Genomic DNA, 12,007 nt, shown 5'->3' on the forward strand with positions numbered 1-12,007 from the left:
GTTAGGGTTGCTTGCGACAAAACTCGCAAACCCTCTTTTCAAAGGATCGCTCTCATCATTCACTACTGCGCATAAATTAGGGTGGTTTTCTTTAAATTGATGGGTGGGTTTTTTTAAAGCATAAAGGCTGTCAGATTTGATCTTGTAAGGCGCGGTGGTGTCATTCACGCTCTCGGCTTTATGGTGTAGCCTATCATAATATAAAGGCATTCTCAAATAACGATCTCTAAAATCCAATTCATCAAAGCCTATGGCGTAATCAAAGAGGTTGAAATTGGGCAATTCGTTTTCACCGGTGTAAAACACTCTTTTAGTGTTTTGATAGGATAGGATTTTTCTGGCTGATCCAAGGGGGTTACCAAAAACGATGTCCGCAGGTTTATCAGGGTTTTGGTGTAAAGTGATTGTATAATGCTGGCTTAAAATGAAATGTAAAATAAATTTTTTTCTAAACCCTTTGCTTTCTCTTTTATCCAAAGACCACCAATTGGCTAGGGCTACATTTAATGGGGGCTTATAATCGGTTTCATCTAAACGGGTGCTGTCTGTATAAGCGTCTAACAGGGGCTGAAACATGGCTATCCTTTTAAAGGAATTTTACAAAAAAATTTTTTTAAATCAAAGGCTTGATTAGGGCTAAATTGGGTCCATCAATGCAATGCGTGGCGTGCTGTTTTAGGATTTCTTTGGCGTTGAAAGCGATTTTGATATGGGCATGTTTGAACATGCTCAAGTCATTCGCCCCATCGCCCACGACTAAAGTGCGATCTTTACTGATATTCAACAAGCGTTGTAAGGCGAGGAGCATTTCACCCTTAGAATGCGAAAACATCATATGCCCCGTAACCAAGCCGTTTAAGGCGTTATTTTCCACTATCAGCGTGTTACTGAAAGCCGCATCTAAATTTAATAAATCCCTGTAATGATTGGTCGCTAGATCAAAACCTCCGCTAAAGCAAACCACTTTGTAATTTTTCTCTTTTAAGGCGCTAATGAGTTCAAACGCCCCATCAAATAAAGGCAGACTTTCACAAACTTCTTTGGCTAGTTTTAAGGGCATGTTTTTGAGTTTAGAAACCCTTAAAATAAGACTTTTATGAAAATCTGTCTCGCCATTCATAGCTTTCAAAGTGATTGTTTTCACTTCATCAAACACCCCCCACGCCCTCGCTAAAGACTCAATCGTCTCAGCATTCACTAGCGTGGAGTCAAAATCAAAAACGGCTAGTTTTTGCACCCAATACCCTAAAATTAAGATTTCCTGCTTTTAGCGATCCCTTTGATATACTGATCGGCCAAATACAAGCCATGGTTTTGATTACCAATCAACTCAATTTTATCCAAAATATCCTTGAAAAGCACTTCTTCTTCATGCTGTTCAGCCACATACCATTGCAAGAAATTGAAAGTCGCATGATCTTTGCTTTTTATGGCGTGATCAACGATATTATTAATAGACTCGCTGATGTGTTGCTCATGTTCATAGGCTTTTTGGAAAATTTGAGTCAAACTTTCAAACTTATGCTCAGGGGCGCTGATGCTAGTCAATTGCACAGGCACATTGTTTTCATTCAAGAAGATGATAAGCTTTTTAGCATGCTCGTATTCTTCAGCCGCATGGTCAAATAAGAAAAGCCCCGCACCATCTAAGCTATGAGTATAGCACCAAGAACTCATGCTCATATACAAGTTGGAAGAGTTCATTTCCTTATTCACTTGTTCGTTTAGCAACTTAATGATGTCTTTTGATAACATAGTATCTCCTTTGTGTTGGTTTAAGTTGTCCCATAATTATAGCATAAATGATAATGAAAAAGTAAATGGGAGTATGAAAATTTTTAAAAACTTACAAAAATGAGAAAGAACACCAGCGAATGGCTTGATAGAGCTTAGATTTTATCATAAAAATCCTTTTAATGAGAATTTAGGTAAAAAAGGGGTTGGCACCAATTAGGGGGTTAAAAGGGGGTTATTATATAATGTATAAAAAGCATTCTTAAATCTAAAAATGCTACAATGTTTGTTTTTAAAACGAAAGGGCAATTTAACCATGGACTTTTTAGAAAAAGTATTAGACAATCAAGTTACTGAAAGTAAAGAATTAGTCAGGCTTTATGATTATGATTTATACACGCTAGGGGAAGTAGCGGATCGCATGCGCCAGAACATGCACCAAAAAATCGTGTATTTTAATGTCAATAGGCATTTAAACCCTAGCAATATTTGCGCGGACGCTTGCAAATTTTGCGCTTTTTCAGCCCACAGAAAAAACCCTAACCCTTATGAAATGAGCCTAGAAGAAATCCTAGAAAAGGTTAAAAACTCCTACAACAAGGGGATTAAAGAAGTCCATATCGTGAGCGCTCATAACCCTAATTACTCTTATGAATGGTATTTAAAGGTGTTTGAAACCATCAAGCAAGAAATGCCTAATTTGCATTTAAAGGCCATGACCGCTGCAGAAGTGCATTTTTTAAGCGCCAAATTCAACAAACCTTTTGAATTGGTGCTAGAAGACATGCTCAAAGCCGGGGTGGATTCCATGCCTGGTGGGGGAGCGGAGATTTTTGATGAAGAAATCAGGCGTAAAATCTGTAATGGTAAGGTGGGATCTTCTCGGTGGTTAGAAATCCATGCTTATTGGCACAAATTAGGCAAAATGAGTAACGCTACCATGCTTTTTGGGCATATTGAAAATAAAATCCATCGCATCGATCACATGCTAAGAATCAAAAAAATCCAAAGCCCTAAAGATAAAGTAGAAAATAAAGAAGGGGGCTTTAACGCTTTTATCCCCTTATTGTATCAAAAAGAAAACAATTATTTGAAAGTGGAAAAATCCCCTAGCGCGATAGAAATCTTAAAAACCATCGCCATATCCCGCATTCTTTTAAACAATATCCCCCACATTAAAGCTTATTGGGCGACTTTGGGCTTGAATTTAGCTTTAGTGGCTCAAGAATTTGGCGCTAACGATTTGGACGGCACGATAGAAATAGAGAGCATTCAAAGCGCGGCCGGTGCGAAGAGCCGGCATGGTTTAGAAAAAGAAGATTTGGTATTTAAAATCAAGGACGCTGGTTTTGTTGCGGTAGAAAGGGATAGTTTGTATAATTTTATACAGAAATTTTAATAATTTTTAGCGTTTTTAAGAATGATTAGTTATAATAATGCTACTAACAACACTCAAGCTAAAATCTATTAAGGAAATCAGTATTAAAAAATTAATTCTATCCTCTCTTGTTTTCGCATGTATCAATACCGGCGTTGAAGCTTTAGAAAATGACGGCTCTAAACCAAACGATTTGACTCCACCAAAAGAAGTCTCTCAAGAAGCTCCAAAAAATGAAGCTCCAAAAGAAACTTCTCAATCCAATCAAACGCCTAAAGAAATGAAAGTCAAGTCCATTTCATATATCGGGCTTTCTTACATGTCTGACATGCTCGCTAATGAAATTGTAAAGATTCGTGTGGGCGATATGGTGGATTCTAAAAAAATAGACACCGCTGTTTTGGCTTTGTTCAATCAAGGGTATTTTAAAGACGTTTATGCCACTTTTGAAAACGGCATTTTAGAGTTTCATTTTGATGAAAAAGCCAGGATTGCCGGGGTAGAAATCAAAGGTTATGGGACTGAAAAGGAAAAAGACGGCTTAAAATCCCAAATGGGGATCAAAAAGGGCGACACCTTTGATGAGCAAAAATTAGAGCATGCTAAAACGGCTTTAAAAACGGCTTTAGAGGGTCAGGGCTATTATGGGAGCGTGGTGGAGGTACGCACCCAAAAGGTCAGTGAGGGCGCGTTATTGATCGTGTTTGATGTGAATAGGGGGGATAGCATTTATATCAAACAATCCATTTATGAGGGAAGCGCGAAATTAAAACGCCGCATGATTGAATCTTTGAGCGCGAACAAACAGCGCGATTTCATGGGCTGGATGTGGGGCTTGAATGATGGGAAATTGCGTTTAGATCAATTAGAATACGATTCTTTGCGTATCCAAGATGTGTACATGCGTAGGGGTTATTTAGACGCTCACATTTCTTCGCCTTTTTTGAAAACGGATTTTTCCACCCATGACGCTAAGCTTCATTATAAGGTCAAAGAGGGGATCCAATACAGGATTTCAGATATTTTAATAGAGATTGACAACCCAGTAGTCCCCTTAAAAACTTTAGAAAAAGTGCTTAAAGTTAAAAGGAAAGATGTCTTTAATATTGAGCATTTAAGAGCGGATGCGCAAATTTTAAAAACCGAAATCGCCGATAAGGGTTATGCGTTTGCGGTGGTGAAGCCAGACTTGGATAAAGATGAAAAAAACGGGCTTGTGAAAGTCATTTATCGTATTGAAGTGGGCGATATGGTGTATATCAATGATGTCATCATTTCAGGGAACCAACGCACGAGCGATAGGATCATTAGAAGGGAGTTATTGTTAGGGCCTAAGGATAAATACAACTTGACCAAACTGAGAAATTCCGAAAATTCTTTAAGGCGTTTAGGATTCTTCTCTAAAGTCAAAATTGAAGAAAAAAGGGTGAATAGCTCGCTTATGGATTTGTTAGTGAGCGTAGAAGAGGGGCGCACCGGGCAGTTACAATTCGGGTTGGGTTATGGCTCTTATGGAGGGCTTATGCTTAATGGGAGCGTGAGCGAAAGAAACCTTTTTGGCACAGGCCAAAACATGAGCTTGTATGCTAACATTGCCACAGGGGGGGGCAGATCTTATCCTGGCATGCCAAAAGGAGCGGGGCGTATGTTTGCCGGGAATTTGAGCTTGACTAATCCAAGGATTTTTGATAGCTGGTATAGCTCTACGATCAATCTTTATGCGGATTACAGGATAAGCTACCAATACATCCAACAAGGCGGAGGCTTTGGGGTGAATGTCGGGCGCATGCTGGGTAACAGAACCCATGTGAGCTTAGGGTATAACTTGAATGTTACCAAACTCCTTGGTTTCAGCAGCCCTTTATACAACCGCTACTATTCCTCTGTTAATGAAGTGGTCGCTCCAAGGCAATGCTCTACCCCCGCATCGGTGATTATCAATCGCTTATCAGGCGGTAAAACCCCCTTACAACCTGAAAGCTGTTCTAGTCCTGGAGCGATCACCACTTCACCAGAAATAAAAGGGATTTGGGATAGGGATTACCATACGCCTATCACCAGCTCTTTCACCCTTGATGTGAGCTATGACAACACCGATGATTATTATTTCCCTAGAAATGGGGTTATCTTTAGCTCTTATGCAACGATGTCTGGTTTGCCAAGCTCTGGCACGCTCAATTCGTGGAACGGGTTAGGCGGGAATGTCCGTAACACCAAAGTCTATGGTAAATTCGCCGCTTACCACCATTTGCAAAAATATTTATTGATAGATTTGATCGCTCGCTTTAAAACGCAAGGGGGCTACATCTTTAGGTATAACACCGATGATTACTTGCCTTTAAACTCCACCTTCTACATGGGGGGCGTAACCACGGTAAGAGGCTTTAGGAACGGCTCAGTTACGCCTAAAGATGAGTTTGGCTTGTGGCTTGGGGGCGATGGGATCTTCACCGCTTCTACAGAATTGAGCTATGGGGTGTTAAAAGCGGCTAAAATGCGTTTAGCGTGGTTTTTTGACTTTGGTTTCTTGACCTTTAAAACCCCAACTAGGGGAAGCTTCTTCTATAACGCTCCCTTCACAACAGCGAATTTTAAAGATTATGGCGTTATAGGGGCTGGGTTTGAAAGAGCGACTTGGAGGGCTTCTACAGGCTTGCAGATTGAATGGATTTCGCCCATGGGGCCTTTGGTGCTCATATTCCCTATAGCGTTTTTCAACCAATGGGGCGATGGCAATGGCAAGAAATGTAAAGGGCTATGCTTCAACCCTAACATGGACGATTACACGCAACACTTTGAATTTTCTATGGGAACAAGGTTTTAAAATGCGCATTGACAGAAAAGAAATTTTAGATCTAATGAAAAACGCGCCCTTGAAAGAATTAGGGCAAAAGGCTTTAGAAATCAAGCAACGCTTGCACCCTGAAAACTTGACGACTTTTATTGTGGATAGGAATATCAATTACACCAATATTTGTTTTGTGGATTGCAAGTTTTGCGCGTTCAAACGCACCCTAAAAGAAAAAGACGCCTATGTGTTGAGCTATGAAGAAATTGATCAAAAGATTGAAGAACTGCTCGCTATTGGCGGCACGCAGATCCTTTTTCAAGGGGGGGTGCACCCGCAGCTCAAAATAGACTATTATGAAAATTTAGTCAGCCATATCGCTCAAAAATTCCCCACCATTACTATTCATGGTTTTAGTGCGGTTGAAATTGATTACATTTCTAAAATCTCTAAATTGTCTTTAAAAGAAGTTTTAGAAAGGTTGAAAAACGCTGGGTTAAGCTCCATTCCAGGAGCGGGAGCAGAAATATTAAGCGATAGGGTGCGCGATGTGATCGCTCCTAAAAAATTGAGCAGTGATCGGTGGATTGAAGTGCATAGAATGGCACACCTTTGCGGGATTAAAAGCACGGCTACCATGATGTTTGGGAGCGTGGATAATGAAGAAGATGTAATAGAGCATTTACAAAGGGTGCGCGATTTGCAAGATGAAACCGGCGGCTTTAGGGCTTTTATTTTATGGAGTTTTCAGCCCAACAACACCCCCTTAAAAGAAGAAATCCCAAGCATTAAAAAAGCGAGTTCCAATCGGTATTTACGCTATTTGGCATGCAGTAGGATTTTTTTGGATAACATTCAAAACATACAAAGCTCATGGGTTACTCAAGGTTCTATGATAGGGCAGTTAGCCTTATTGTTTGGAGCGAATGATTTAGGGAGTGTGATGATGGAAGAAAATGTAGTGAAAGCGGCCGGGACGAGTTTTTGTATGAATGAAGCGGAAATGATAGAGCTTATTGAAGACATTGGGAGCGTGGCGGCTAAACGAAACACCGCCTATGAAATCTTAAAGCGTTATCCGGCTAAAGCAAAGGTATAAACAGCATGAAAAAAATTTTAATCATTTTATTATTAGGAGTTTTTATGGGGTTACAAGCGAGCGCTTTGACACACCAAGAAATCAATCAAGCTAAAGTCCCTGTGATTTATGAAGAAAACCATTTGTTGCCTATGGGGTTTATCCATTTAGCTTTTAGAGGGGGTGGGAGCTTAAGCGATAAAAACCAGTTGGGTTTAGCAAAACTATTCGCACAAGTTTTAAACGAAGGCACTAAAGAGCTTGGCGCGGTAGGATTTGCGCAAGCTTTAGAGCAAAAAGCGATCAGTTTGAATGTGGATACCAGCGCAGAAGATTTGCAAATCACTTTAGAATTTTTAAAAGAATACGAAGATGAAGCCATTACGCGCTTAAAAGAGCTTTTAAAATCCCCTAATTTCACGCAAAACGCTTTAGAAAAAGTCAAAACCCAAATGTTGGCCCAACTTTTACAAAAAGAAAGCGATTTTGATTACTTGGCTAAATTGACTTTAAAGCAAGAGCTTTTTGCTAACACCCCTTTAGCTAACGCAGCCTTAGGCACTAAAGAGAGCCTCCAAAAAATCAAGCTAGACGATTTGAAACAGCAATTTGCTAAGGTTTTTGAGCTCAATAAACTCGTGGTGGTGCTTGGGGGCGATTTGAAAATCGATCAAACCCTTAAGCGTTTAAATAACGCTCTTAATTTCTTGCCGCAAGGTAAAGCGTATGAAGAGCCTTATTTTGAAGCGAGCGATAAAAAAAGCGAAAAAGTCCTCTATAAAGACACTGAGCAGGCTTTCGTGTATTTTGGCGCACCCTTTAAAATCAAGGATTTAAAACAGGATTTAGCGAAATCTAAAGTCATGATGTTTGTGCTTGGTGGGGGGTTTGGCTCTCGTTTGATGGAAAAAATCAGGGTTCAAGAGGGATTAGCTTATAGCGTGTATATCCGCTCCAATTTTTCTAAAGTGGCGCATTTTGCGAGCGGGTATTTGCAAACCAAGCTCAGCACTCAAGCTAAAAGCGTTGCTTTAGTTAAAAAAATAGTCAAAGAATTTATAGAAAAAGGCATGACGCAACAAGAATTAGACGACGCTAAAAAGTTTTTACTAGGCTCTGAGCCTTTAAGGAATGAAACGATCTCTAGCCGCTTGAACACCACTTACAATTATTTTTATTTAGGTTTGCCTTTAAATTTCAACCAAACGCTACTCAATCAAATCCAAAAAATGAGTTTGAAAGAGATCAATGATTTCATTAAAGCCCACACCGAAATCAACGATTTGACTTTTGCCATCGTGAGCAATAAAAAGAAGGACAAATAATGCCATTTGAAGCTGTAATCGGGCTAGAAGTCCATGTCCAACTCAACACCAAAACCAAAATCTTTTGCTCTTGCTCTACAAGCTTTGGAGAAACCCCCAATTCTAACACCTGCCCTGTGTGTTTGGGCTTACCGGGAGCTTTACCGGTATTGAATAAAGAAGTGGTTAAAAAAGCCATCCAATTAGGCACAGCCCTTGAAGCCCATATCAACCAGTATTCCATTTTTGCGAGGAAAAATTATTTTTACCCTGATTTGCCTAAGGCTTATCAAATTTCGCAGTTTGAAGTCCCCATTGTGAGCGACGGGAAATTAGAGATTGACACCAAAGAGGGTGCAAAAATCGTGCGTATTGAAAGAGCCCACATGGAAGAAGACGCCGGTAAAAATATCCATGAGGGCAGTTATTCTTTGGTGGATTTGAACCGCGCTTGCACCCCTTTGTTAGAAATTGTCAGTAAGCCGGACATGAAAAATAGTGAAGAAGCCATAGCGTATTTGAAAAAGCTCCATGCTATCGTGCGTTTTATAGGGATTTCTGATGCGAACATGCAAGAGGGGAATTTCAGGTGCGATGCGAACGTATCCATTAGACCCAAAGGCGATGAAAAGCTTTACACGAGGGTGGAAATCAAAAACTTGAATAGCTTTAGATTCATCGCTAAAGCGATTGAATACGAGATAGAGCGCCAAAGCGCGGCGTGGGAGAATGGGCGTTATAATGAAGAGGTGGTTCAAGAAACACGCCTTTTTGACACCGCCAAAGGGATCACCCTTTCTATGCGCAATAAAGAAGAATCAGCGGATTACCGCTATTTTAAAGATCCGGATTTGTATCCTGTTTTTATTGATGAAAAACTTTTAAAAGAAGCTCAAAAGATCAATGAATTGCCTAGCACAAAAAAAATCCGCTACATGAAAGATTTTAACCTTAAAGAAGATGATGCGAATTTATTGGTGAGCGATCCGTTATTGGCGGAGTATTTTGAAAGCATGCTCCATCTTGGGGTTAAGGCTAAAACAAGCGTGACATGGCTTTGCGTGGAATTATTAGGGCGCTTGAAAGCCGAAACCACTTTAGAAAATTGCGGGGTTAGCGCTCATGCGTTAGGCGCTTTAGCCAAACGCATTGATGAGGGCAAGATTTCAGGCAAGAGCGCTAAAGATGTGTTAGACAGGCTTTTAGAAGAGCATGGGGGCGATGTGGATGCACTCATTGAACAAATGGGCTTGTCTCAAGTCAATGACACGGAAGCGATTGTTAAAGTGATAGAAGAGGTGCTTAAAAACAACGCTGATAAGGTTCTTGAATACAAAAGCGGTAAGGACAAGCTTTTTGGGTTTTTTGTAGGGCAAGCGATGAAAAATCTAAAAGGCGCTAATCCTAGCGTGGTGAATGCTATTTTGAAAGAGAAATTGGGTTGATGAGGAAAATTTTTTCTTATGTTTTGAAGGCTTTGTTGTTTATTGGGATCGTTTATGCAGAGCCGGAATCTAAAGTGGAAGCCTTAGAAGGGAGGAAGCAAGAGTCTTCTTTGGATAAAAAAATCCGCCAAGAGTTAAAGAATAAAGAACTGAAGAATAAGGATTTGAAAAATAAAAAAGAAGAAAAGAAAAACCCCGAAGAAAAGAAAGAAATAAAAGCCAAAAGAAAGCCCAGAGCAGAAGTCCATCATGGGGATTCCAAAAATCCCGCTCAAAAAATAACGCCTTCTAAAATCAAAGAGGGCGCTAAAGGGGTTCAAAATCAAGGCACGCAAAATCAAGGCGTTCAAAATAACGCGCCAAAACCTGAAGAAAAAGAGACAACCCCTCAAGCTACTGAAAAAAATAAGGAAACAAGCCCTAGCTCCCAATTCAATTCCATTTTTGGTAATCCTAATAACGCTACCAACAACACCCTTGAAGATAAGGTCGTAGGGGGCATTTCATTGCTTGTTAATGGTTCGCCTATCACGCTGTATCAAATCCAAGAAGAGCAAAAAAAATCTAAAGTGAGTAAGGCTCAAGCCAGGGATCGTTTGATCGCTGAACGCATTAAAAACCAAGAAATTGAGCGCTTGAAAATCCATGTAGATGATGACAAACTAGACCAAGAAATGGCGATGATGGCACAACAACAAGGCATGGATTTAGACCATTTCAAACAAATGCTTATGGCTGAGGGGCATTATAAACTCTATAGAGATCAGCTTAAGGAGCATTTAGAAATGCAAGAATTGTTGCGTAATATCTTACTCACGAATGTGGATACCAGCTCTGAAACCAAAATGCGCGAATATTACAACAAACACAAGGAGCAATTCAGTATCCCCACTGAAATAGAAACCGTGCGCTACACTTCAACGAGTCAAGAAGATTTAGAAAGGGCTATGGCAGATCCTAATTTGGAAATTCCAGGGGTGAGTAAGGCCAATGAAAAAATAGAGATGAAAACCTTAAACCCTCAAATCGCTCAAGTCTTTATTTCGCATGAGCAAGGCTCTTTCACGCCCGTTATGAATGGGGGTGGGGGGCAGTTTATCACCTTTTATATCAAGGAAAAAAAGGGTAAAAACGAAGTGAGCTTCAGTCAAGCCAAGCAATTCATCGCCCAAAAATTAGTGGAAGAATCTAAAGATAAGATTTTAGAAGAGCATTTTGAAAAATTGCGCGTTAAGTCTAGGATTGTGATGATTAGAGAGTGATTTTTAGATTGTGCAACACTTCAATTTCCTCTATAAAGATTCTTTATTTTCTATCGCTTTATTCACTTTCATTATCGCTCTTGTGATTTTATTAGAACAGGCTAGGGCGTATTTTACCCGAAAGAGAAACAAAAAATTTTTGCAAAAATTCGCCCAAAATCAAAACGCCTATGCGAGCAGCGAGAATTTAGACGAGCTTTTAAAGCATGCCAAAATTTCCAGTTTGATGTTTTTAGCTAGGGCGTATTCTAAAGCTGACATAGAAATGAGTATTGAAATCTTAAAAGGCCTTTTGAATCGCTCCTTAAAAGATGAAGAAAAAATCGCTGTTTTAGATTTATTAGCTGAAAATTATTTTAGTGTGGGGTATTTGCAGAAAACAAAAGACACCGTGAAAGAAATTTTGCGCTTTTCCCCAAGGAATGTGGGAGCGTTGTTGAAACTTTTGCATGCGTATGAATTAGAAAAAGACTATTCAAAGGCTTTAGAGACTTTGGAATGTTTGGAAGAATTAGAAGTGGTTGAAATTGAAACGATTAAAAATTACCTTTATCTCATGCATTTAATAGAGAATAAGGAAGATGCGGCTAAAATCTTGCATGTTTCAAAAGCGTCGTTAGATTTGAAAAAAATCGCTTTAAATTATTTAAAATCGCATGATGAAAAGCTTTTTTGGCAAGAAATTGATGCAACTAAACGGCTAGAAAATTTACTCGATCTTTTATGGGATATGAATATCCCTGCTTTTATTTTAGAAAAACATGCCCTTTTGCAAGACATCGCGCGATCTCAAGGGCTGCTTTTGGATAACAAACCTTGCCAAGTTTTTGAATTAGAGGTTTTACGCGCTCTATTGCATAGCCCTATAAAAGCAAGCCTGACTTTTGAATACCGTTGTAAGCATTGCAAACAAATCTTTCCTTTTGAAAGCCATAGGTGTCCTGTGTGTTACCAGTTAGCGTTTATGGATATGGTGCTTAAAATCTCTAAAAAAACGCATGCTATGGGAGTGGATTAG

The 12,007-nt window shown here is 39.6% G+C and carries 9 protein-coding genes and 1 pseudogene; 7 read left to right on the top strand and 3 right to left on the bottom strand.

Annotated features, from left to right (window positions below; translation table 11 throughout):
* From EWZ81_RS05130 to EWZ81_RS05140, 3 genes and pseudogenes are all read right to left on the bottom strand, one after another.
* Positions 1-576 (bottom strand): annotated as a pseudogene (locus EWZ81_RS05130) (glycosyltransferase family 10 domain-containing protein); the annotation flags it as partial.
* A 37-nt stretch (positions 577-613) separates the two neighbouring features.
* Positions 614-1,237: a phosphoserine phosphatase SerB gene (gene serB / locus EWZ81_RS05135; protein ID WP_165549240.1), complete on the bottom strand. Its 624-nt coding sequence runs from the start codon at positions 1,235-1,237 to the stop codon at positions 614-616.
* 14 nt (positions 1,238-1,251) lie between these two features.
* Positions 1,252-1,755, bottom strand: a complete 504-nt coding sequence (locus EWZ81_RS05140) for a ferritin (protein WP_165549241.1) — start codon at positions 1,753-1,755, stop codon at positions 1,252-1,254.
* A gap of 295 nt (positions 1,756-2,050) precedes the next feature.
* Between EWZ81_RS05140 and mqnE the strand changes: the two genes are divergently transcribed.
* Genes mqnE through EWZ81_RS05175 form a run of 7 tightly spaced genes read left to right on the top strand, consistent with a single transcriptional unit; the run spans position 2,051 to position 12,007 of the window.
* Complete coding sequence (mqnE, locus tag EWZ81_RS05145) at positions 2,051-3,133, top strand: aminofutalosine synthase MqnE (RefSeq protein ID WP_165549242.1); 1,083 nt, start codon at positions 2,051-2,053, stop codon at positions 3,131-3,133.
* Positions 3,134-3,170: 37 nt separating this feature from the next.
* A complete protein-coding gene (gene bamA, locus EWZ81_RS05150; RefSeq protein WP_165549243.1) occupies positions 3,171-5,936 on the top strand; it encodes an outer membrane protein assembly factor BamA in 2,766 nt (921 codons plus the stop codon).
* A 1-nt stretch (position 5,937) separates the two neighbouring features.
* Complete coding sequence (locus EWZ81_RS05155; RefSeq protein WP_165549244.1) at positions 5,938-6,999, top strand: dehypoxanthine futalosine cyclase; 1,062 nt, start codon at positions 5,938-5,940, stop codon at positions 6,997-6,999.
* 5 nt (positions 7,000-7,004) lie between these two features.
* Positions 7,005-8,303 carry a M16 family metallopeptidase gene (locus EWZ81_RS05160; RefSeq protein ID WP_165549245.1) on the top strand — a complete coding sequence of 433 codons (1,299 nt, stop codon included), beginning with the start codon at positions 7,005-7,007 and terminating at the stop codon, positions 8,301-8,303.
* On the top strand, positions 8,303-9,727 hold the full coding sequence (gene gatB / locus EWZ81_RS05165; protein ID WP_165549246.1) for an Asp-tRNA(Asn)/Glu-tRNA(Gln) amidotransferase subunit GatB: 1,425 nt from the start codon (positions 8,303-8,305) through the stop codon (positions 9,725-9,727). Before EWZ81_RS05160 ends, gatB begins: the two co-directional genes overlap by 1 nt.
* On the top strand, positions 9,727-10,989 hold the full coding sequence (locus EWZ81_RS05170; RefSeq protein ID WP_165549247.1) for a SurA N-terminal domain-containing protein: 1,263 nt from the start codon (positions 9,727-9,729) through the stop codon (positions 10,987-10,989). Before gatB ends, EWZ81_RS05170 begins: the two co-directional genes overlap by 1 nt.
* Positions 10,990-10,999: 10 nt before the next feature.
* Complete coding sequence (locus EWZ81_RS05175) at positions 11,000-12,007, top strand: hypothetical protein (RefSeq protein ID WP_165549248.1); 1,008 nt, start codon at positions 11,000-11,002, stop codon at positions 12,005-12,007.

The sequence above is a fragment of the Helicobacter pylori genome (assembly GCF_011140715.1).
Taxonomy (GTDB): Bacteria; Campylobacterota; Campylobacteria; order Campylobacterales; family Helicobacteraceae; genus Helicobacter; species Helicobacter pylori_DA.

What these genes read in the sequence shown, in the direction of transcription:
- EWZ81_RS05160 (WP_165549245.1), top strand. Translation starts at nt 7,005, where the DNA reads ATGAAAAAAATTTTAATCATTTTATTATTAGGAGTTTTTATGGGGTTA.
- gatB (WP_165549246.1), top strand. Translation starts at nt 8,303, where the DNA reads ATGCCATTTGAAGCTGTAATCGGGCTAGAAGTCCATGTCCAACTCAAC.
- EWZ81_RS05140 (WP_165549241.1), bottom strand. Translation starts at nt 1,755, where the DNA reads ATGTTATCAAAAGACATCATTAAGTTGCTAAACGAACAAGTGAATAAG.
- bamA (WP_165549243.1), top strand. Translation starts at nt 3,171, where the DNA reads ATGCTACTAACAACACTCAAGCTAAAATCTATTAAGGAAATCAGTATT.
- EWZ81_RS05170 (WP_165549247.1), top strand. Translation starts at nt 9,727, where the DNA reads ATGAGGAAAATTTTTTCTTATGTTTTGAAGGCTTTGTTGTTTATTGGG.
- mqnE (WP_165549242.1), top strand. Translation starts at nt 2,051, where the DNA reads ATGGACTTTTTAGAAAAAGTATTAGACAATCAAGTTACTGAAAGTAAA.
- EWZ81_RS05155 (WP_165549244.1), top strand. Translation starts at nt 5,938, where the DNA reads ATGCGCATTGACAGAAAAGAAATTTTAGATCTAATGAAAAACGCGCCC.